The 23384-nt window shown below is 34.0% G+C and carries 22 protein-coding genes; 4 read left to right on the top strand and 18 right to left on the bottom strand.

What is annotated here, in order from left to right:
• Window positions 1–92: 92 nt before the first annotated feature.
• Window positions 93–758, bottom strand: coding sequence for an SCO family protein (locus B0M43_RS04795; protein ID WP_078006652.1), 666 nt, complete (start codon window positions 756–758; stop codon window positions 93–95).
• Window positions 759–925: 167 nt separating this feature from the next.
• Entirely contained in the window at window positions 926–1852 is a 927-nt protein-coding gene (locus tag B0M43_RS04790; protein WP_078006653.1) for a DMT family transporter, read from the bottom strand.
• Window positions 1853–2055: 203 nt separating this feature from the next.
• Between B0M43_RS04790 and B0M43_RS04785 the strand changes: the two genes are divergently transcribed.
• Window positions 2056–4116: a M13 family metallopeptidase gene (locus B0M43_RS04785; RefSeq protein WP_078006654.1), complete on the top strand. Its 2061-nt coding sequence runs from the start codon at window positions 2056–2058 to the stop codon at window positions 4114–4116.
• 49 nt (window positions 4117–4165) lie between these two features.
• Here B0M43_RS04785 and B0M43_RS04780 read toward each other — a convergent pair whose 3' ends face one another.
• A complete protein-coding gene (locus tag B0M43_RS04780) occupies window positions 4166–5032 on the bottom strand; it encodes an IS3 family transposase (protein ID WP_210418029.1) in 867 nt (288 codons plus the stop codon).
• Window positions 5032–5466, bottom strand: a complete 435-nt coding sequence (locus B0M43_RS24620) for a transposase (protein ID WP_210418026.1) — start codon at window positions 5464–5466, stop codon at window positions 5032–5034. Before B0M43_RS24620 ends, B0M43_RS04780 begins: the two co-directional genes overlap by 1 nt.
• A gap of 242 nt (window positions 5467–5708) precedes the next feature.
• On the opposite strand from B0M43_RS24620, the gene B0M43_RS04775 reads away from it, so the two are divergent.
• A complete protein-coding gene (locus B0M43_RS04775) occupies window positions 5709–7769 on the top strand; it encodes a M13 family metallopeptidase (protein WP_078006655.1) in 2061 nt (686 codons plus the stop codon).
• A 649-nt stretch (window positions 7770–8418) separates the two neighbouring features.
• On the opposite strand, the gene B0M43_RS04770 is transcribed toward B0M43_RS04775, so the two are convergent.
• From B0M43_RS04770 to hemB, 3 genes are all read right to left on the bottom strand, one after another.
• A complete protein-coding gene (locus tag B0M43_RS04770; protein WP_078006656.1) occupies window positions 8419–8868 on the bottom strand; it encodes a GyrI-like domain-containing protein in 450 nt (149 codons plus the stop codon).
• A 75-nt stretch (window positions 8869–8943) separates the two neighbouring features.
• Window positions 8944–9345, bottom strand: a complete 402-nt coding sequence (locus tag B0M43_RS04765) for a c-type cytochrome (RefSeq protein ID WP_078006657.1) — start codon at window positions 9343–9345, stop codon at window positions 8944–8946.
• A gap of 2 nt (window positions 9346–9347) precedes the next feature.
• A complete protein-coding gene (gene hemB / locus B0M43_RS04760; RefSeq protein WP_078006658.1) occupies window positions 9348–10340 on the bottom strand; it encodes a porphobilinogen synthase in 993 nt (330 codons plus the stop codon).
• Between the two features lie 341 nt (window positions 10341–10681).
• Between hemB and B0M43_RS04755 the strand changes: the two genes are divergently transcribed.
• The gene (locus B0M43_RS04755) at window positions 10682–11314 is read left to right on the top strand and encodes a hypothetical protein (RefSeq protein WP_078006659.1); all 633 of its coding nucleotides are present in this window, start codon (window positions 10682–10684) and stop codon (window positions 11312–11314) included.
• Between the two features lie 3 nt (window positions 11315–11317).
• The gene (locus B0M43_RS04750) at window positions 11318–13147 is read left to right on the top strand and encodes a hypothetical protein (protein ID WP_078006660.1); all 1830 of its coding nucleotides are present in this window, start codon (window positions 11318–11320) and stop codon (window positions 13145–13147) included.
• A gap of 73 nt (window positions 13148–13220) precedes the next feature.
• On the opposite strand, the gene B0M43_RS04745 is transcribed toward B0M43_RS04750, so the two are convergent.
• The 11 genes from B0M43_RS04745 to hemA all read right to left on the bottom strand — a co-directional run bounded on the left by B0M43_RS04745 (window position 13221) and on the right by hemA (window position 23362).
• Window positions 13221–14123, bottom strand: coding sequence for a fructose bisphosphate aldolase (locus B0M43_RS04745; protein ID WP_078006661.1), 903 nt, complete (start codon window positions 14121–14123; stop codon window positions 13221–13223).
• Window positions 14124–14150: 27 nt separating this feature from the next.
• On the bottom strand, window positions 14151–15089 hold the full coding sequence (locus B0M43_RS04740; RefSeq protein ID WP_078006662.1) for a DUF4421 family protein: 939 nt from the start codon (window positions 15087–15089) through the stop codon (window positions 14151–14153).
• 311 nt (window positions 15090–15400) lie between these two features.
• Entirely contained in the window at window positions 15401–15859 is a 459-nt protein-coding gene (tnpA, locus tag B0M43_RS04735) for an IS200/IS605 family transposase (RefSeq protein WP_078006984.1), read from the bottom strand.
• A 607-nt stretch (window positions 15860–16466) separates the two neighbouring features.
• Complete coding sequence (gene hemF / locus B0M43_RS04730; RefSeq protein ID WP_078006663.1) at window positions 16467–17390, bottom strand: oxygen-dependent coproporphyrinogen oxidase; 924 nt, start codon at window positions 17388–17390, stop codon at window positions 16467–16469.
• A gap of 154 nt (window positions 17391–17544) precedes the next feature.
• Entirely contained in the window at window positions 17545–18093 is a 549-nt protein-coding gene (locus tag B0M43_RS04725) for a GNAT family N-acetyltransferase (RefSeq protein WP_078006664.1), read from the bottom strand.
• Window positions 18090–18473, bottom strand: coding sequence for a hypothetical protein (locus B0M43_RS04720; protein WP_078006665.1), 384 nt, complete (start codon window positions 18471–18473; stop codon window positions 18090–18092). The genes B0M43_RS04725 and B0M43_RS04720 overlap by 4 nt, the downstream gene beginning before the upstream one ends.
• 6 nt (window positions 18474–18479) lie before the next feature.
• Complete coding sequence (locus tag B0M43_RS04715) at window positions 18480–19175, bottom strand: hypothetical protein (RefSeq protein ID WP_078006666.1); 696 nt, start codon at window positions 19173–19175, stop codon at window positions 18480–18482.
• Between the two features lie 85 nt (window positions 19176–19260).
• A complete protein-coding gene (gene hemE, locus B0M43_RS04710; protein ID WP_065451857.1) occupies window positions 19261–20286 on the bottom strand; it encodes a uroporphyrinogen decarboxylase in 1026 nt (341 codons plus the stop codon).
• A gap of 122 nt (window positions 20287–20408) precedes the next feature.
• Complete coding sequence (locus B0M43_RS04705) at window positions 20409–21083, bottom strand: uroporphyrinogen-III synthase (RefSeq protein ID WP_078006667.1); 675 nt, start codon at window positions 21081–21083, stop codon at window positions 20409–20411.
• The gene (hemC, locus tag B0M43_RS04700; RefSeq protein WP_078006668.1) at window positions 21083–22006 is read right to left on the bottom strand and encodes a hydroxymethylbilane synthase; all 924 of its coding nucleotides are present in this window, start codon (window positions 22004–22006) and stop codon (window positions 21083–21085) included. The genes B0M43_RS04705 and hemC overlap by 1 nt, the downstream gene beginning before the upstream one ends.
• Window positions 22007–22111: 105 nt before the next feature.
• A complete protein-coding gene (hemA, locus tag B0M43_RS04695) occupies window positions 22112–23362 on the bottom strand; it encodes a glutamyl-tRNA reductase (protein WP_065451860.1) in 1251 nt (416 codons plus the stop codon).
• Between the last annotated feature and the right edge of the window lie 22 nt (window positions 23363–23384).

The following is a 23384-nucleotide window of genomic DNA, read 5'->3' as shown; positions in this document are numbered from 1 at the left end:
TTGAATTTAGATTGCAAAAGTAGGCAATTATTCTTTATTTCAAGGCATTTAACACTTTTGTAAATGCTAAATGTTTCTAAAAATAAGGGATTTTACTCTTGGCACAAGAAATTGATGTCTTCTAAAAGGCGTTGAATTTCCTCTTTATTCGTTCCGTCATAAAAACCACGAACACGTCGTTTTTGATCGACCAAAACAAAATTCTCGGTATGTACCATATCGTACAATTGATCAGGGCGACCTAATTTTACCGCCAGATAAGATTTTCTGGCCATTGTATAGATTTCTTTTTTGTCTCCGGTAACCAAATTCCACTTGCTGTCTACAACATGATGTTTGATGGCATATTCTTTAAGAACCGGAATACTGTCAACTTCAGGAAAAACGGTATGCGAAAGCAACATTACTTTTGGATTATTCAAAATTGCTTTTTGAACATCTTCAAGATTCGTTGTCATTTTTGGACAGATCGAACCACAAGTCGTAAAGAAAAAGTCGGCTACATAAATTTTACCTTCGTAATTTTTTTGTGTAATCGTATCTCCGTTTTGGTTTACAAATTTAAAATCGGCTATTGTATGATATTTGCTTTTGTATTGAATCGTGCTGTCTACTAATTCAGGATTTACATCAGCCGGATTGTAAATGGGCAATGTTTTTTGTGGCTTTAAAGCCGAATAAAATAAAGAGATGGTTACAGCTGAAAATACTATTAAAACAATAAAAAATTTGCGGTATTTATAAAGAAACGATTTCATAAAAATAATTTGGCGCAAAAATACAAAAAGCACATTTTAAAATACTAGTTGAGGTTGGTTTTTAACAAGTTTGGGCTATTGTTTAAGAAATAGATTATCCTTTTAATTGTAGTTTAGTTTGTCATTTATCTTGCAAGAGTAAAAATCATTCGTGAATTCGTGGCTAACTATTTCAATTTAGACTTTCTAATAGATTTATTGACCAAATAAACTCCGGTTAGTGTGACAACTGCGCCAATTGCAACGGCCTTTGTAAGTATTTCTCCAAAAATAAAAGACCCTAAAACCATAGCCACAATCGGGTTGATATAAACATAAATACTGCTAATTTCTGTTGGAAGATTTTTCAATGAATAGATGAAAGCGATAAAAGTTAAAACCGAACCAATAATAACTAAATAGGCAATTGCCCACCATGAAGGCATTGGGATTTCAGCAAATGGAATATTAATTCCTGCAGCTTCAGTAATTCCAAATAAAAATATACTTGAGATCAGCATCTGTAATCCTAAACTAAAATAAGGGTTAAAACTTGCTGCTTTTTTCTTTGTTTGTAAAATTCCAAAAGCCCATGTAATAGTAGATATAGTCATTAAAATAATTCCGAATTGAAATTCTGGTTTTAATATATCAGCAATATAATCGATGAAAAGAATACAAATACCTCCAAAACTAATTAAAATTCCAAGCAAAGCCATTCTTGCAATTTTGTAGCCGTTAAAAAAATTAATAATAATGATAAAGATGGGGAAAAGCGCAGTAATTATTGCCCCTAATCCGCTACTCATATATTTAACGCCCCAGGTACTTAAGCCATTACTAAGCATAAAGTTTAAAATTGCTAGTACGAATATGGTTCGCCATTCTTTTCCTTTTGGCCAGGGTTCTTTCTTTATTAAAAAATAAACTACATATAAAATTCCACCTAAAAACTGACGAATGGTTACCAATTGCAAAGCTGGCATATATCTAACACCCTCTTTTGAGGCAAGCCAGGTTGTACCCCAAAAAAAACTTACCCAACATAACGCCAATATCGGTAACCCGATGGCATCGATTCTTCCGGAAACAGCATTTTGTATTTTGGCTCTCACTTTTATTTGAATTATTTGTAACAAATATTCCAAAAACTATTCTAATATTCAGTTAGAAACCGGTAATAAATACATGAAAATATTCGATGATATCGATTAAAATGTTAGGATAAGTCACTTTTTTGCGATTATTTCAATAATTTTAACATAGCGTTTCAGATATTAGGAATACGTTTGTATAACGACCAAAAACTTAAATATAAATGAAAAAACAACTTAGCAGACCCTTGTTCTGCGCCTTTTTTGCAGCGGTTTCGTTTACAGCTGTTAAAGCTCAAAATGCAACTCCAAAGGAACCGGGTATTAATGTTTCGTACATGAATACCAAAATTAGCCCAAGTCAGGACTTTTTTCAATATGTAAACGGAACCTGGCTTAATCAAACTGAAATTCCGAGTGATCGTACGACATGGGGAAGTTTTAATGAATTGATTAAGAAAACAGACAAAGATGCAATGTCTATCCTGAAAGAAGCATCTAAAAATCCAAAATATAAATCAGACACCGATCAGGGAAAAGCAGTTAATTTATTTTCAACAATTTTAGATACCGTTGGAAGAAACAAAGCCGGAATTGCACCATTGCAATCTTACTTTAAAAAGATTGATGCCATTAAAAACGTTGCTGATCTTCAAAAGTATTTAGTTGAGGTTGAACCGGAAGGTACAGCTGCTTTTTTCGGAATCTATATTGGTGCCGATGAAAAAAACAGTTCTAAAAACTCTGTAACTCTTGGTGTAAGTCAGTTGGGTTTACCGGATAAAGATTACTACACTTCTGAAGATAAAGACTCTAAAGAAAAAAGAGCAAAATACGAGCTTCATGTAGCGAAGATGATGCAGTTTATTGGCGAATCGCCAGAAAAAGCAAAACAAAGCGCAGCCACAATTTTAGCTTTGGAAACAGAATTATCTAAGCCAAGATTAAATCGTGTAGAAAGCAGAGACAGCCGTTTGCAATACAACCCGATGACAATTGCTGCACTTCAAAAAATAACGCCGGCCATTAAATGGGATGCTTATTTTACAGGTCTTGGCCTTGCAAAATTAGATACTGTAGTGGTAATGGAGCCAAAATATATGAAAGCTTTGCAAACTATTTTTAGTGAAAATAAAGTAGCACAGTGGAAAGAATATTTAAAATGGGATTTATTAAACACCGTTTCTACAAAATTATCAACAGATATCGAAACTGCTAATTTTGATTTTTACAGTAAAACCTTAAGAGGAGCTATAAAACAATTACCACGCGAAGAAAAAGCATTACAAGTAGTAAACAATACCGTAGGTGAAGCACTTGGTAAGTTATATGTTGAAAAAGTATTTCCTGCAGAAGCCAAAGCCAAAGCAGTAGATATGATTCATAATATTATTTTGGCGTACCAAAATCGTATCAACAATTTAACATGGATGTCTGCGGCTACCAAAGTAAAAGCGATTGAAAAATTAAATAAAATTACGATCAAAGTAGGTTATCCGGACAAATGGAAAGACTATTCTGCACTTGAAATTAAAAGTGTAGCCGAAGGCGGAAGTTATTTCGATAACGCCCGTAACCTAAGCAAATGGAATTTCAAAAAAGGAATCGAAAAACTAAACAAACCAGTTGATAAAACAGAGTGGGGAATGTCGCCACAAACTGTAAATGCGTATTACAATCCATCTTATAACGAGATTGTTTTCCCTGCAGCAATTTTACAGCCGCCATTTTACAATTACCAAGCTGATGAAGCGGTTAATTATGGTGGAATTGGAGCTGTTATTGGTCATGAAATTTCTCATGGTTTTGATGATTCAGGAGCACGTTATAATGCCGAAGGAAATTTGGTAGACTGGTGGACCCCGGAAGATCTAACACAATTTACAGCACTTGGTAAAGCTTTGGCAGATCAATACAGCGCTTTAGAGCCATTGCCGGGAACTCACGTAGACGGTAATTTTACTTTAGGTGAAAATATTGGTGACTTAGGAGGTATCAATGCTGCTTATGATGGTTTACAATTGTATCTAAAATCACATCCAAACCCTGGATTAATTGATGGATTCACTCCGCAACAACGTTTCTTTATTTCATGGGCAACCGTATGGAGAACTAAAACGAGAGATGAAGCAATTAAAAATCAGGTAAAAACAGATCCGCATTCTCCAGGAATGTACAGAGCTTACGTTCCGCTTCAAAATGTTGATGCTTTTTATGATGCTTTCGGTATCAAAAAAGGAGAAAAAATGTATGTTGATACGGATAAAAGAGTTAAAATCTGGTAATTGACTAGTCCTAAATAATCGATACAGATTATTAGACAAATATATTTAATTAGACACCTGTAATATTTTTTATTGCAGGTGTTTTTCTTTTATAAGTTCTCATCTTTACTACACTTTGTTGATGCATTTGACTTGGAGTGAGCATATAATTAGAGTAATGTGGTCTTTTGTTATTATAAATATCAATTGCATTTTTCACTAAAACCTTCATTACAGCAAGTTTTAGATTAAACTTATCAATATTAAATTCTTGTTTTAAAATTCCATTTATTCTCTCAGCTACTGCATTCTCATAGGGATCAGAGTTTTGGGTCATACTACATTTTATATTGTTTTTATGTAATAGTTTTTGATATTCATCAGAACAATATTGTATTCCTCTATCTGAATGATGTATTAATGTTTTGCCTTTATCTCTGCGTTTTTTTATTGCATTTTTTAAAGCTGTTAAACTACTATGAGCATTCATATTATCTGCCACATTAAAACCCATTATTCTTTTAGAGTAAGCGTCAGTTATTAGACTTAAATAACATGGATTCTTTCTTTTTCCAATATAGGTTATATCTGATACCCAGACTTGCTCTGGTCTACAAATCTCTAACTCTAATATTTGATTTTGATGTTTTCTAAATCTATGATGAGAGTTTGTTGTTATATGGTAAGAACGTTTTGATATTATCAATAAATGATTTGCTCTAAGTATATCTATAAATTTATCTCGGCCTATTTTAAGTTGATTCAACTCGCTTTTTAAAAGATAATACAATTTTCTTGCTCCAATTCGAGGCATTGTATTTCTAATTTCCAAAACCATATTAACAACTTTTGAAGCCAAAAGCTTCTTATCGCAACTTTTTTTTACTCGACGATAGTAAACCTGTCTGTCAATCCCGAACAAAGTACAGGCAAACATTATTGTTTGTTGTTGTTCTTTTTTAAAATGGTCGATTGTTCGGGTGGTGAGTTTTTTCGAATGTCAATTTGATATTCTTTTTCTGCTATATCAATCATCATATCGAAAATAATAGCTTTTTTATCAGCAACGAAAGCCTGCTGTTCTAAAAATGCTCTTTGTTTTTCCAATAACTTCACTTTGGCTTCAAGTTCCATTATTTTCTGTTCAGGAGATTTTTGCATAAGAGAAGGTGTTTGATTGTCCCAATCAAAGTTACCGAATTTTCGAAGCCATTGAACAATTGTTGAACGTGATTGAATAGCATAATCTTTCTTAACTTGAGAAATTGAGGTTTTTCCCTGTTCTATTTCTTGAACAATTTGAAGTTTTAAAGACATACTGTAATCTTTCTGTGTACGCTTAACATAGCGCAATTCTTGATCTTTTTCCATAATGATACTTTTTGTGTATCGCTATTTCAGGACAAGACAAATCTATAAAATAAAAAACGGCGCTGATAAAGCGTCGTTTTTTGTTATGACATTATTCTAAAAACTAAATTTTAAATATTTAGAAGACATTTTGGGTTAAAATAGTTGCTCATAAATTCTCCAAATCAATTATTGATAAAATTTAACATAGAATTCAAAATAATAACAATACGTTTGTATATCTACTAATTCAATAAATAAAAATGATAAAACAGCTTAACAAATCTGTGTTTTGTGCATTTTCAGCAATGCTTTGTTGTGTTACAATCGAAGCACAAAATGCTAAACCAAAAGAGCCGGGAATTAATCTTTCTAATATGGATACGAAAGTAAGTCCTGGTCAGGATTTCTTCCGTTACGTAAACGGATCCTGGTTAGAAAAAACTGAAATTCCAAGTGATAGAAATTCATGGGGAAGTTTTAATGAACTACGTCAAAAGACAGATAATGATGCACTTGCTATCTTAAAAGAAGCGTCAAAAGATCCTAAGTACAAATCGAATACAGATCAGGGTAAAGCAATTGCTTTGTTCAATACGATTATGGATACTGTAGGACGTAATAAAAATGGAGTAAAACCACTTCAGCCTTATTTAAAGAAAATCGATGCGATTAAAAACGTAACCGATTTACAAAATTTCTTTATTGAAATGCAGCCTCAGGGAGGAATTGGTTTCTTTGGAGTTTATGTGGGTGCTGATGCAAAAAACAGTAATAAAAACTCGGTTAATCTAAGCCCGGGCGGTTTAGGATTATCTGATAAAGATTACTACAACGCAGATGATAAGGATTCGAAAGAAAAACGTGAGAAATACGAAGTACACGTTGCAAGAATGATGCAGTATTTAGGAGAATCTCCGGCAAAAGCAAAAGAAAGTGCAAAACAAATCCTTGCGTTAGAAATTGAATTGTCTGCTCCAAGATTAGACCGTGTTGAGCGCAGAGACCGTAGAAAACAATACAATCCAACTGCTGTTGCTGACTTAAAAAAGAATACACCTTCTATTCAATGGGATAAATATTTTACCGGAATTGGTATGGCAAAACTGGATACAGTAAATGTAGCACAGCCACGTTATATGATTGCGTTAGAAAAAACCTTAACAGAAAAGAAAGTAGAAGCCTGGAAAGAATACCTTAAATGGACATTATTAAACAGAACAGCTTCGACTTTATCTACTGATATTGAAAATGCAAATTTCGATTTCTACGGGAAAACACTAACAGGTGCTTTGAAACAACGTCCGCGTGAAGAAGTTGCATTGCAGGTTATCAACGGTGTAACCGGAGAAGCTTTAGGAAAACTGTATGTAGAAAAATTATTTCCTGCTGAAGCAAAAGATAAAGCAAAAAATATGATTGCTAATGTAATGTTGGCTTATGAAAACAGAATCAATGCATTACCATGGATGTCTGCAGAAACTAAGACAAAAGCAATCGAAAAATTGAAAAAACTGACCATTAAAATTGGATATCCTGATAAATGGAAAGATTACTCTAAACTAGAACTTAAAAATGTTAACGAAGGCGGAACTTATTTTGATAATTCAAGAAATATATCAAAATGGGCTTATGCAGAAAACTTAGCGAAATTAGGTAAACCGGTGGATAAAACAGAATGGGGAATGTCTCCGCAAACTGTAAATGCTTATTTCAACCCGTCTTACAACGAGATTGTTTTTCCAGCGGCGATTTTACAACCACCTTTCTACAATTACCAGGCTGACGAAGCGGTTAATTATGGTGGAATAGGTGCTGTAATCGGACACGAGATTTCTCACGGATTTGATGATTCAGGTGCACGTTACAACGCAGATGGAAACCTTGTTGACTGGTGGACTGCTGATGATTTAAAACAATTTACAGCATTAGGTACAAAATTGGCTGATCAATACAGCGCTTTAGAGCCTTTACCTGGAATTCACGTAGATGGTAAATTTACTTTAGGTGAAAATATTGGTGATTTAGGTGGAATTAACGCTGCTTACGACGGATTGCAATTGTATTTGAAAGCAAATGGTAATCCTGGATTAATCGACGGATTTACGCCGGAACAACGTTTCTTTATTTCATGGGCGACAGTTTGGAGAACAAAATCAAGAGATGAAGCTATCAAAAGTCAGGTTAAAACTGATCCACATTCACCGGGAATGTACAGAGCAGTTGTGCCTATCCAGAACGTAGATGCTTTTTACCAGGCTTTCGGAATCAAAAAAGGAGATGCAATGTATGTTGAACCTGAGAAGAGAGTTAAAATCTGGTAATTTTTTACTGTGTTATAATATAAAAAGGGGCTTTTTCTATTTTCGAGAAAGTCCCTTTTCTATGATTATTTATTTAATAAAAGCAGAGCTTTTCACTTTTCTACCCCGGTTTATCATTCCGTAGGAATGTTTCGTCGGTAGAAAAAATAATTGCCAGCCAAGTTTACGTTCCGTAGGAACGTTTGATATGGTTAGATTGCTGGAAAAAAATGATGATGTCAAATCAAACGTTCCTACGGAACGTAAAATAACGATTACAATATATTTTTTCTACCGATGAAATGTTCCTATGGAACAACTGAATATAAAAATAAAAACAAAGTTTTTCACTTTTTTATACCTGTTTATCATTTCGTAGGAATGTTTCGTCGGTAGAAAAATAATAGCGACCCAAGTTTACGTTCCGTAGGAAGGTTTGATGTGTTAGATTGTTTTAAAAAAATGATGATGTCAAAATCAAACGTTCCTACGGAACGTAAAATAACGATCACAATATAATTTTTCTACCGACGAAATGTTCCTATGGAACAAGGGAATTTATATGTGAGTAAAGAGATATATGAGTGGACAAAGGGAATGTATGAATGGAATTAACAATATATTAAATAAAAAACGGCGCTAATTTTAGCGCCGTTTTTGTTTCTATATTTTATTGAAGCGCGATGTAGATAGCAACTTCTGCTTTTTCCGGGTTTTGAGTCTTTTCACCATAAACTTCAAAATCTGCCGTAAAACTTCGATCTAAATCTGAGTTCCATATTTCCAGCCATTTATTAAAAACAATTCCTTCGGACAAGTTTCCTTTGGCAATCAATTCTTTATAATTTGCTGATTCAATTGTTTTACCAATCATATTTTCAGGTACAACATCCAAACTTTCAACCTTACAGCCTAAAATTGTAGTGTAAGGTTTGGTATGATCTTTTTCGTAATCGGTATAAATACAAAATAGATCCTCCGAAACTTTATTTGGAATTTTACTTTGAATTTCTTCGCTCATAAATTGGCTCCAAAGTGCCGGAATGTCTCTTCCGGATTGACCATTTTCGTTTGTCGTTCTTACCGAAATACCAATTACATTGAATTTTTGAATTATCATTTTGCGCTATTTTTTATTAAGCTTTAAATGTAAAACGATGCAATGACAACAGTATGTCAGCAGGAATCGTTAAAACTACTTTAAATTGCTGTAAATATAGCTTTCTATCGCTTTCAACTCCTCATCAGACATTGCCTGAGTAATAGGTAAATTCGTTTTCATAACTGCAAACTGACTCGGATCTACAATTGGTTCAGCATTTCCTTTTAAGAAAGTAACCATATCGCCTTTTTTATCTTTATATATTTTGGCAATTTCCTTGATACTTGGCCCAATTACTTTTTGATCAACCTGATGGCATGAAATGCAATTTCCTTGTCCTTCAAAAATTTGTTTTCCTAATGCTTCGGGAGTTTTGGCTTCCGCCGAATGTCCTTCTGAATAATTTTCTGTAGGATCTTGAACTGGATCTTCTGTTGCTTCTTTTTTACACGAAGTCAACGCTAAAAGTGCGGATAAGAATAATACGTTTTTCATGATTATTTATTTAATAATAAAGCTGCTTCTTTTGCAAAATAAGTTGAGATGATACTGGCACCCGCACGCTTAATGCAATATAGTTGCTCTATCATAATTTTGTCATGATCTAACCATCCTCTTTCTGCTGCGGCCTTTACCATAGCGTACTCACCAGATACTTGGTAAACCGCAACCGGTACATGAACGGCATTTTTTACCTCACGAACAATGTCTAAATAAGCAATTCCTGGTTTTACCATTACGATATCTGCACCTTCTTCAATATCTAATAATGCTTCACGAATTCCTTCAATTCTATTCGCATAATCCATTTGATACGTCTTTTTATCTTTAGGAATATTTTGAGAATCTACCGGAGCAGAATCTAATGCATCACGAAAAGGTCCGTAAAATGCCGAAGCATATTTGGCACTATAACTCATGATTCCCACATTGTGATGTCCGTTTTCTTCTAATGCTTTTCTGATTGCTAAAACTCTTCCGTCCATCATGTCGCTTGGTGCCACAAAATCTGCTCCGGCTTCGGCATGACTTAAACTCATTCGGGTCAAAGCATCAACCGTAGCATCGTTTACCAATTGACCATTTTCGATAATTCCGTCATGACCGTAAATAGAATAAGGATCCAAAGCCACATCCGGCATCACAATCATTTCCGGAACAGCATCTTTGATGGCGCGAATCGTTTGTTGCATCAAACCATCTTTATTCCAGGCTTCAACTCCTTTATTATCTTTTAAATTGTCGCTAACTTTTACATAAATATTCACCGCTTTGATTCCTAAATCCCAGGCCTCTTTTACTTCTTTGATGGTGTTGTCTAACGAATGACGATAGATTCCCGGCATTGACGGAATAGCTACTTTTACATCTTTTCCTTCGGCAACAAACATGGGAAGCATAAAATCCTGTGGACTCAAACTTGTTTCACGAACTAAAGAACGAATAGATTCATTGGTTCTTAAACGGCGGTTTCTTTGTAGTGGGAACATATAATTTTAGATTTTTAGATTTTAGATTTCAGATTTTAACCCAATTTACTTGAAAGCAGATTAATTAATTCCTGTTCTAAAAACTACATTTGTTTTTTTATTTTTTTGAAGATTGTAACGCTTTTTAATAAGTGTCGCAAAGTTAAAGAAAAATGAACAGAATAAGGCTGTTAGCGTATAACAGAATCCGTTAATATTATCTAAAAATTTACTGATTTTTTAGTTTTAGACTTTAATTTTTAAAAGTCCTCAAAACGTTGTTGTGTTTTTCATTTTATAAATAAGTTTCAGGAATTTTTTAATCTCATGGTTTTTAAAAATTTTCCAGTTAAATTTGTCTAATGAAGAAAATTCTCGCTTTATGCTGTTGTTTACTTTTAACAAGTTGCTTTGAAATAACAGAAAGAATCAAACACCACGACGATCAAAGTGGTGAATATACCCTCATGGTCGACTTTTCGAAATCCTGGTTTAAGACAAAATCAGCAATGTGGCTGGAAGAAGTCGATGGCGTAAAAATTCCTAACGAACAGGAAATCACCAAAAAACTGGAAGATTTTAAAACAAAAGCTTCAAAAATCGACGGAATTACAAACGTAACGACTAAGACTGATTTTGACAATTATGTTTTCATTATCAAACTCAATTATGCCAATCTAAAAGCATTGAATGCGGTTGTGAATACGATAAACAATCAGCGCGATCAGATTCACTTTAGCGGAAGCGAAAAAAATTTCGAAAGAATTGCTTCTTATCCGGTTCCCGAAAAAGTGGTTAAAGATCCTAAGAAAAAGAAAGATCTTGAAGCAGCCAATATTATTGCCATTTATACATTCGATAAAGATGTACAGGCAGTACAAAACCCAAACAGTAAAATTTCACAAAACAAAAAGACCGTATTTTTAAAACAAAGTATGTACAGCGTACTTAAAAAATCGGCATTAATGAACAATACAATCCAATTAACTCCCTGATTTATGAAGCATTTTTATACTTTATTTTTATTATTCGCCACGTATTTGACTTTTGGACAAATTAATAAAAACGAATACGATTATTTTGTTCAGTTTAACGGAAACCAGCTTTCTAAAAAAGTAAGCGTTGCCGAAATTCTGAATCATCCTATTATAGCCAAATACAGTGCTAAAAAACCTGATTTGGATTTTACAAAATATACCGAGCTTATTCAGTTAGATCAAAAAATAACCATTCACGGAAAATTCTCAGACAGTATTCCGTACTATCAGGTTACAATTCCTGTAAAAAGCAAAGAAGCGGTCAAACAATTTATAATAAAGGAATTTGGGAATGGCTTAGCTGCAGATGTACAGATTCAGGATCTGGGTAAATATGCTGTTTTTAATGCAAGAGGCAAGAACAAAACATTTGCATGGAACGATAATTACCTGGTTATTCTGGAATTAACCCAAAGACTTCCTTCGAGGTTTTATACCACCGAAAGTCAAACCGTTTGGCAAGATTCTGTTGCTGTTGATGAGGTCTACGAAGAAACAACAACGGAAGAGCCTTCTATCATAATAGATGCGCCAATAAATGATGCTCCAATTGTGGTTGAAGAAGCTCCGGTTCCGTACAATGGGGAACAAGAGTATACCGCAAGCGCACCGTACACGATTCAGGAAGCTACTTTTAATCTGGAACAAACAGAAAAGCTGAATCAGATTATAAAATCATTGTTCGAAAATGGATTTACTGCACCAAGTTCAGAAAAAATAAACGCTAATGCCGATATTTCGTCCTGGATCAATTATAGTGCTGCAATGACAAGTTTATATTCTATGTCCAATTATCCAATGGCCATTTTTGGAGGTTATGATAAGTTTTTGCCTATGCAGAAAAGTTTTGGAAATTTTATAAAAGGTATTAATCTTGATTTTTATTTTGACAATAATAATGCGCGTGTAGAAGAAGTTGTAGAATATTCGCCGGAGCTTGCCGAAGTGGTGAGTAAAGTCACGAATAGAAAAATAAACAAGAATGTTTTTAATTATTTTCCTTCGCAAAAGCCTTTGGGTTATATGTCGTATCATGTAAATACAAAAGCGGCGCTGGAAAATTTCCCGTCTCTAATGGCAGATATATTTCAAAGTCCAAAACTGGTAAAAGAGGATATTGCCGTTGTTACTGATTTAATTTCGACAATTGTTGATGAAGAAGCTGCTGCAACACTTTTTGATGGTGATTTAAGCGCATTTTTATACGGTTTCAAGGAAATTGAGGTTATGACCAAATCATACGAATATGATGAAAACTATGAAGAGAAAGTAATTGATAAAAAGACCAAAAAATCAGTTCCGTTATTTTCTGTGATTTTTACTTCGACGCATCCTACTTTTGCTGATAAATTGATGCAGTTGGGTGTTCGCAAAAAAGTACTGGTACAAAAAGACAATTACTATGTTGTTACCGGAACCAAAGAATACGGAGATATCTTCATCAAAAAAGACAGAGATGTTATTGTAATAGCCAATACACTGGATTATTTTAATGCCAGTAACGGTACATTTTCCGGCGATGCCAAAAAAGATTTGAAGAAAAACTATATGTTTGGAAAACTAAATATGGCTGAACTAATAAATGCATTTGGTAAATCAGGTGAAGCTAACCCTGCGGATTTAGGGAAATTTAGCAAGTTTACGGAACAATTTTCAGACATTACATTTGAATCTCCTAAAAAGTTAATCAACAATAAATTGGTTTTTGGATTTAAGTTAAACTCGTTGAAATCTGATAAAAATATCATTCTTCAAACTTTAGATTTAACTCAGGAATTAACTTCTAAATAGTTTAAATTATAAAAAGCAAATCCCCGAAAATTCAAACTTTTGGGGATTTTTTTATGTATTAAAGAGCATTTGATTATGTGATCGAAGCGGCATAAATTTCTTTGATGGTTTTGCCCAGTTTAGTATTAAAATCAGCATCAGACTGACCTGCTGAAAGACCTTCGGACAATGCTCGCGAGAAACTGGCAATCAAGCCGTGGTTTTGCGAAAGTTTATCATTGGCTTCATCCTGACCGTATCCGCCGGACAATGCCACAACACGCACCACATGCGGATCTGACATTAATTCTTTGTAAAAATCATTTACAGTCGGGATAGACAATTTCAGCATTACTTTTACTTCTTTGCCCAGTAAATTAAGCTGTTTTTTGATTTCTTCTTTTAGAATTTCTTCTGACTTTTCTTTATCAGCGCTGTAAATATCAACCTCAGGTTCGATAATTGGGATAAGTCCTTTTTCGAAAATTTGCAAACCTACCGCAAATTGTTGTTCGACTACTTCACGAATTCCAGCTGCATTCGCTTCTTTAATTACAGAACGCATCTTAGTGCCAAAAACATTTTTTTCTACGGCACGAGTCAACAATTCATCTAAATTAGCAATAGGCTTCATCAACTGTACGCCATTGGCAAGGTCGGCAAGTCCTTTATCGACTTTTAAAAACGGAACTATGTTTTTTTTCTCCCACAAATAGTCAGCAGTCCATTGTTCGTCGATTTTACGATCCATAGTATTTTCGAACAAAATAGCGCCCAGAATATATTCGCGATCAAAGGCAGGACTTTTTATAATTCGGGTTCTCATTTCATGTACAAGCGTATACATTTCTTCATCGTTCGTAAAACTGCTTTCCTGTACACCGTATTGTGCTAATGCTTTTGGTGTGCTTCCGCCACTTTGATCCAGTGCGGCAATAAATCCTTTTCCGGAATGCATACGGTTTAGTTGGGCTATGTATCGTTCTCTATTTTTCATAATGTTTTGTTTTAAATTTAATGGCTATTACAAACCTATTTTCTGATTTACTTTATCATAAACCTCTTTTACTTTTTTTGGCGGATCAAATCGGTAACCTGCAGAAAGTTTTAAAGTAACAATATTATCATTCAATCTCGGACTAACCTTATCGTCCTGAGCAAAACTTGTTGCATTCATACTTGCAAAAGCAAAGAAACGATCGTTATTATACGCCAATTTTAAATTAAAATCACCTTGATACAAAGCAGATGTGTCTCCGTTAATATCATTAATTCCAACACCTAAAGCAACTCCGGCACCAATTAAAACCCGATTACTAATTACAAAATTATAGAAATAGGATGGAGCTAAAGTAAAAACATAAATATCTCCTGGTGGTGTATCGAGAGTGTTTAAGTCTATATTGGTGTAGTAAAATGAGAAAGTTGGAATAAAACTTCCGGAACTCTTGGTTTGCCATTCGTTTTGGCTCACCAATGTTTTAAAAGAGAATTTATCATTGAAAACATACGACGTTGATCCGCCAATTTTCGTAGTACGCATATTGGGCAATTGTGCCGTTATATTATCATCACTGATGTAAAATCCTTTTTGATTGATGTAAGTAAACGACTGCATCCATTTTTTATAATAAAAACGGGTATTGAAATTAAAATGCTTCGATTTTGAATCGCCTTTATTACCGCCAAGAAATTTTGGTGCAAAACCAACAGAAACGTCAATGATTTTATAGTTCAAATTAAAACCAATCTGTTCTCTTCTATTGGGAGTAAGATTAAGAAATGTTTCTGAATTTTGAGCTCCTGAAGCAATCTGAAAACTATTAGAAGTGTCTAAATAATAAACACTGGTGGTAATATTATCATTATACGATTTAAAATAAGGATTCTGCAGCGAATCATTTTGGGCAAAACACCCAAAAACGCTTCCAAAGAATGCTATATAAATCAGTTTGAAATTCATTTTTTTGTTTCAATTAAAATCTATAGCTAATTTATGCATTTTAATTTTGATGATCTAAAATATGTCACCCCGATGGGGTTAAATAATGTACATTCATAAAGTTCTATAAATATTTCATCCAAATGGGATTTCAATTTTTTAGAAAAAAAGCTGTTTTTACTTTTTTAAAGCTCCAGCGGAGCGACATATTTATAGCAATATTGTTGGGTCTGAATTTGAGCTCCAGTGGAGCGATATATTTATAGAAATTTATGAATGTACAGAATTTGAGCTCCAGAGGAGCGGAATATAATTATTTACAATCCTGAAAATCAAACATCCTCAAATAAATATTCATTTTTAAATTCTACATTAAACAATTTTAAAAACTCAACATACTCTTCTTTAAACGTTTTTGTTTTATGATGTTGTTCTTGATTTTGGATATAATTAATAACATTTGTCAATTGAGAGTGACTATATGAGAAAGCTCCAAATCCTGTTTGCCATTCAAATTTTCCATTAATCCATTTTTGATTATTTATGAACTTTGACGAATTTGCTTTTATATCCCGAACTAAATCTGATATAGATTTATCAGGTTTTATTCCGATCAAGATGTGGATATGATCAGGCATTCCGTTAATAGCAATGAGTTTCTGTTGTTTATTGGTGATGATTCCTGTGATAACTTTATAGATTTCATCTTTCCAAACCGTTGCGATTAAGTTTTGCCTGCCTTTTACCGCAAATACGATATGAATATATAGTTGAGAATAGGTGTTTGCCATATTAAGTTTTAATTTATATGTCACCCCGCTGGGGTTCATTAAAATAAGCCTATATGTTTCTATAAATATATCGTCCCGCTGGGACTTTTCAATAAAGTTACTATTGTAATTTTTATAGTTCCAACGAAACTGAATACTTATAATTTTTATAAATATATCGTCCCTTTGAGACTTTTCAATAAAGTTACTACTGTAATTTTTATAGCTCCAACGAAACGGAATACTTATAGTTTCTATAAATATATCGTCCCGTCGGGATTTTTCAATAAAGTTACTACCGTAATTTTTATAGCTCCAACGAAACGGAATACTTATAGTTTCTATAAATATATCGTCCCGTCGGGATTTTTCAATAAAGGTACTACTGTAATTTTTATAGCTCCAACGAAACTGAATACTTATAGTTTTATAAATATCGTCCCGTCGGGATTTTTCAATAAACTTACCATTACAATTTTTAATAGCTTCGGAGAAGCGTAATATTTATAGAAAAACATTAGTTATTACATTCGAGCTCCATAGGAGCGACATATTATTTAATAATTTTTCAATAAAATAAATTTACAAAACCGCTATCAAAAGATTGCCACTATAAGTTTTAATTGTATTAAATCCAGTCCACAGGATTTTCTAATACATTCACTAATTTCTCTTCATCACTTCCCACTTCTGCATGGTGATCATAAACCCATTGTACATGAGGAGGCAAACTCATCAAAATACTTTCGATTCTTCCGTTGGTTTTTAGACCGAATAAAGTGCCTTTGTCATGAACCAAATTAAATTCAACATAACGGCCACGACGGATTTCCTGCCAGTTTCTGTTTTCTGGAGTATATTCCAGGTTTTTTCTTCTTTCTACAATTGGCACATAAGCTTCTAGGAAACTATCACCAACTTCAGTTACAAAATTGAACCAATCTTCCATCGACATTTGCTCATTTGCTTTGCAATAATCAAAAAATAGACCGCCAATTCCGCGGGCTTCGTTTCTATGTGCATTCCAGAAATAAGCGTCGCATTGTTTTTTATATTTCGGATAAAACTCCGGATTATGTTTGTCGCAAGCCGTTTTACAGGTTTGATGAAAGTGTTTGGCATCTTCTTCAAACAAATAATAAGGCGTTAAATCCTGTCCGCCGCCAAACCATTGTTCGATTATTTTTGGGGAACCTGTACTGAGCGAAGTCGAAGTATCATACATTTCAAAATATCTCCAATTGGCGTGCACAGTAGGAGCCATCGGATTTTTAGGATGCAAAACCAAGCTTAACCCACAGGCGAAAAAATCAGCTTCGCCAACGCCAAACATTTTTTGCATGGCTTCCGGTAATTTTCCGTGAACGGCCGAAATGTTGACACCGCCTTTTTCAAAAACATTTCCGTTTTCAATAACGCGTGTTCTTCCGCCGCCGCCTTCAGGGCGTTGCCAAAGATCTTCACGAAATTTTGTAGTTCCGTCAACAGCTTCTAATCCGGCACAAATCTGGTCTTGTAATTTTTGTATGTAGGCGTAAAATTTATCTTTCATTGTTCCAATTCTTTTTTGTTTTCCAAATAATCAATAGCATTTAATTTATTGACCACTTTCTTCCCTGTTTTTTTCTTCAATTTAGCTTCTTCCATTTTTAAACCGTTACAACTTGTTACGGTTTAGTTTATGTTAATCTTTAATAAAGAAAAATTTATCTTTCATTATTATATTCTGATTTGAGCAATCCGAAATAAACAGTGTTTTGCAGTTCGCCGTCACCATTTCTAAATTCGTCCCGCAAAATTCCTTCTTGTTTAAAATTATGTTTTAATGCAATTCGCTGGCTTGCTAAATTAATTTCTGAAGTACAGATGAAAACCTTATTCATCTTCAATTCGTTGAAACAAAATGCAAGCGCGTCCAGAACCATTTTTGATGTTATTCCTTTTCCCTGATAATCTTCATCAACAAAATAACCTAATTCACATTTTGAAATGCGGTAATCAATGGTTTTTACACACAAATAACCAATTAAATTGTTGGTTTGAATATCTCTTGCGTAAAAATAAAAACCTTCGTTGTTTTTTTCTTTATTACGGCTGATTTCCAGAAAATCTTCTGCTTTTTTTAATGAATCTGAATTGGCAAGAGTTACCGGGAAAGTTTTTCCAATATGATGGCTGTTTTTATCTATTAAATTGTAAAATTCTTTAGGCAAAACATCTTCAATTCGGTCTATTTTCCAATCAATAAAACTCATGGCTTTTTATTTTTGGCCGAAGCAATTTTAGTATTTATTCCAAAAGAAAAAACTTTGCTTTCTTTTTGTATATATTGGTAAATAGCAAGTGCTTTTCCTAAAAAATCAAATTGTTTTTCTTGTGACAATCCTATTAAAATATCTGCAAATTGTTCTTGTTGATTCCAGTCGAGATGACATTGTTGTAAAAGAAGAATCAGTTCTTCTTCAGGGATTTCAATTGTTCTTTCCAGGCTTAAACCAAAACTCTTTAGCTGTTCATCTATAAGACTCGTATCTTCGGCATTCCAAAACTTTGGAACAAAAATTAACGCATGTAAAGTTCTTAGAGTGTTCTCTATTCTAATACTTTCTTCGTCTCTTAAACCTTTGTTGAGCATGATTTTTTATCTTTTATCCGACTTAAACTTCTGACTATAGGTTGTTTTGCTGAAAATTAATTTTTCTTGCTGAAAAGTATCATTGTTATTTCTTCCAAAACTTTTGATAGTTCTATAAATAAAATACAAAACCGGCAAAGAGTAGTATATAAAACCCATACATATTGGTACATATGGTTTTTCTATAAACAATCCGCTTGATTTTACAGTGTCAAAATACTTGGATTTTTCTAAAAATTCTTCTGTTAATCCAAATTGCGGAATTATACTATTTCCAAAACAAACTGCAAAAATCAAAAAGAAGTAAAACATTGCTTTCGCAGCAGATTTACCCATCTGCATAGCCCGAACTTCCGGACTGACATCAGAAAAAGCAAATCGCATCCGGTTTAAAACCGTTAGCAAATAAATATATAAAATATTGGTATTAATGACAGAATGATGAAAAGCCAGTGCAAACAATCCGTACATCGGAAAAAACACAAAAAGCGATAATTTTTTAGGCATAACCGCCATAAAAACTCCTGAATGCACCATGATAAATTCGAAAGCCATTAGAACAGCCAAATCATTTATAAGACTCACCGGATGTTCTTCCGGATGCAGCCAAACCATCAGAAATACAGTTGCATAATATGCCTGAAATGCATATTCTACAAACGAAAATGGCGAGTTTCTGGTGAAGTTTAGGTTTGCGAACATCTAAGGTTTTTTTTAGTTTTCAGTCTCAGTCTCAGTTCAGCTTAAAACTAAACTGAAAACTGCGACTGAAAACTGAATACTCTGTTTAGTTCCCGTATTCCTTAACCGCGTCGATAAACGCTTTTGCGTGGTCTACAGGGATATTTGGTAAAATTCCGTGACCTAAATTTACAACATATTTATCTTTTCCGAACTCGTCGATCATTTCATGAACCATTTTTTTGATGGTTGGAATTGGAGAAAGCAATCTTGATGGGTCAAAATTTCCTTGTAAAGTAATGTTTCCACCAGACAAATAACGTGCATTTCTAGGCGAACAAGTCCAGTCTACACCCAATGCCGAAGCTCTACTTTTCCCCATTTCACCAAGAGCAAACCAGCATCCTTTTCCGAAAACAATAACCGGAGCATGATCTGCCAACGCCTCAACAATTTGGTTGATGTATTTCCATGAAAATTCCTGATAATCAACCGGAGAAAGCATTCCTCCCCAGGAATCAAAAATCTGAACGGCATCAACACCTGCTTTTACTTTTTCTTTAAGATATAAAATAGTAGTATCTGTAATTTTTTGTAATAATGTATGTGCTGCAGCAGGGTTTGAGAAAGCGAAACCTTTTGCAGTATCAAAACTTTTAGAACCTTTTCCTTCAACAGCATAACAGAAAATGGTCCAGGGCGAACCAGCGAAACCAATTAATGGTACTTCGTCGTTCAGCATTTCTTTAGTCAATTTAATGGCATCCATTACATAACCTAAAGTTTCCTGAATGTCCGGAACATAAACTCTGTGAACATCTGCCATTGAACGAATTGGATTTGGAATAAATGGACCAAAATTCTCTTTCATCAAAACTTCAATTCCCATTGCTTGCGGAACAACCAAAATATCTGAGAATAAAATTGCTGCATCCGGTGCAATTCTGCGAATAGGCTGAACTGTAATTTCTGCTGCTAACTCAGGGGTTTGACAACGTGTAAAAAAATCATATTTATCACGCAAAGCGATAAATTCCGGTAAATATCTTCCGGCTTGACGCATCATCCATACTGGCGGACGTTGAACAGTTTCTCCTTTTAATGCTTTTAAAAATAGGTCGTTTTTTAACATTTTTTTGTTGCTTTAGGCTTTAAGCTTTAGGCTTTAAGCGTTGTTTTCTGTTTTATTATTTGCTTACGGCTTAAAGCCTAAAGCGTATTGCTATATAAATTTTTGTGCTTATGGCCTAAGGCTTAAAGCTTATTGCTGTATTCAGCAATTACATCTTCGATTACGTCTTCAACCGTTGGCTGATCTGCAATGATGATGTTTTTTGTAATTTTATGTAAAGCTTCGGCAGTGGTTTTTCCAATGCAAAAGCACTTTTCTTTCTTGATTGTGTTGTCTTTCAAATAACTTTCAACGCCGGAAGGACTAAAAAATAAGATTCCGTCAACGGCAGTTTTTATTTTCTGTGGCGTTAATGAGGTATCGTAAACCTGAATTTCGTTCAGTTTTACATCAGCATCTTTTAACGCTTTTGGTAATGTTTCTCTACGTAAGTTTCCGCTAAAAAAGGTAAAACTTTCATTGCGGTAAATTAAAGTGATGATTTCGGCTAAATCTGCTGCATAACCGGTGTAAGCCACAACATTAAAACCATTTTCTGATAAAAGAATCTTGGTTTTTAATCCCACGCAAAATACATTTTTACTTTTTAGTGCTTCAGATTTCGGATCAGCTAAAACACTATGAACCGCATTCTGACTCGTGAAAATCAGATTTTCGTTGAGGTCTTTAAGTTCGAAAGATTTATTTTGGGTTTGAATAAAATCAGCTTCGACAACTTCAATATTGGCTTTTACCAATGCCTGTTTTTGTTCGCCCGATAGCTTTTTTGTAGATAATATTTGAATTGATTTACTCATTATTTTTTTAAAGATTCTTTAATAGATGCCATCAATTCTGCTCCTCCATTGTTTAAGATTTCCTGAGCTGCGAAGAAACCTAGCTTTTTCCATTCGGCAATATCGACCTTTTTATCGATATCAAGTTTTTGTTTTCCATCAATCGAAAGTAAAACACCTTGAAAATGCAAAGTATCTTCGTCTTCATTATAAGTTACCAAAGCCCCAATTGGCGCCGTACAACCACCTTCTAAGGTTCTCAAAAACTGACGTTCGATATAGGTACAAATTTCAGTTTCGATATGGTTTAATTGCGAAAGTGCGTCAAGTGTATAATTGTCGTTTTCCATTGCTACAACAAGCATTGCTCCTTGCGCCGGTGCCGGAATCATCCAATCTAAATTGATATAGTTGCCAGGTTTTAGGTTAATGCGCTCTAAACCAGCAGCAGCAAAAACAGCTCCGTCCCAGTTATTGTCTTGCAATTTTTGCATACGAGTGTTTACGTTTCCACGTAAATCAACAACAGTATGATTAGGATATTTATTGAACCATTGTGCCTGACGACGTAAACTTCCGGTTGCAATAGTACTTGGATTCGCAAAATCAGGATTTCCTTTATGAACTAAAATATCCAAAACATTGGCTCTTTCTAAAACTGCCGCCTGAACAATACCTTTTGGTAAAGCTGTTGGAACATCTTTCATAGAATGAACCGCAATATCAATATCGCCATTAATCATAGCTATATCCAAAGTTTTCGTAAAAATTCCGGTGATACCGAGTTCGTAAAGCGGTTTGTCAAGAATAATGTCGCCTGTAGATTTTACTGCAACAATCGAGGTTTTATAACCTAAATCATTTAGTTTTTTTTCGACAGTATGTGCTTGCCAAAGTGCTAATTCGCTATCGCGAGTTCCAATTCTGATTGTTTTTTCAGCCATTTTTTATTATTTCTTCACCATATAAGTCATATAAGTAAATTTAAGCACTGCGTAAATAACTATGTTAAATGAACTTATATGACTTATATGGTGGAAAATTTATTTTTAAGATGCTTTTATTTTAAAGACTTTTTCGATCCATTCGATGCTTTCATCGACCATGGTATCGTCGTCTTTTAAATGATTGGCAAAATGAGTAGTGATTTTCTGAATGATTCTGTTGCTGATGATTTCCGCCTGAGCTTCATTAAAATCAGCAATTTTTCTGCTTTGAAAATCTAATTCTGAAACTTTAATAGCATTCAGTTTTTCTTTTAAAGCATTTATAGTTGGAGCAAATTTTCGTCCTTTTGTCCAGGTAACAAATTCCTCTTTTACTTCTTCGATAATCGCTTCGGCAGCCGGAATGTGTAATTTTCTGTTTTCAAGAGTTTCATCTGTCAATTGAGACAAATAATCCATGTGAATTAAGGTAACGCCTTCTAATTCCTCAACGTTTTCGTTTACGTTTTTAGGAATCGATAAATCTAAAATCAATAAAGGTTTTTTTAGATTCAAAATTGCTTTGTCAACCGTTGGGTTTTGAGCGCCTGTTGCGACAACCACAACATCTGCTTTTTGAAGTTCTAAGTGTAACTCCGAATAATCTTTAACAATCAAATTTAGTTTTCCGGCCAATTTCTCAGCTTTGTCTTTCGTTCTGTTGATTAAAGTAATATGTTCGTTTTTGGTATGTTTTACAAGATTTTCGCAAGTATTTCTTCCGATTTTTCCTGTTCCGAAAAGTAAAATATTTTTATTGCCAATATCTTCTACATTTTTAAGAATGTATTGTACTGATGCAAAAGAAACCGATGTTGCGCCTGAGCTAATTTCAGTTTCGTTTTTGATTTTTTTGCTCGCCTGAATTACAGCGTTTACCAATCTTTCTAAGAAAGCATTTGCTAAACCCATAGATTTTGAATGTGCAAAACTGGTCTTGATTTGAGAAATAATCTCAAAATCGCCTAAGATCTGACTATCTAAACCAGTTCCTACGCGAAACATATGATTAATGGCTTCCTGATTTTTGTAAACAAAACCAACTTTCTGAAAAGCATCGACTGAACCGTTGCTGTTATCACAAATTAGTTTTATCAATTGAAATGGATGTTCTGCAAAACCGTAGATCTCGGTTCTGTTGCAGGTTGAAGTTACAATTAAACTTTCTATTCCTTCTTCTTTAGCCTGTTCAAGCAAACGCGTTTTTGCAATTGCATCCAAACTAAATTTACCTCTTACCTCAGCATCGGCTTTTTTATAACTCAGACCAACTGAGTAAAAATAAAGATGTTTAGGTACGTTATTGTTTTCCATAAATTCACTTTCATAAAAGTGC

Source organism: Flavobacterium sp. KBS0721 (assembly GCF_002007065.3).
Classification (GTDB): Bacteria; Bacteroidota; Bacteroidia; order Flavobacteriales; family Flavobacteriaceae; genus Flavobacterium; species Flavobacterium piscis.
The sequence above is the reverse complement of the archived record's forward strand: the minus strand, read 5'-3'. Positions and strand labels throughout refer to the sequence as shown.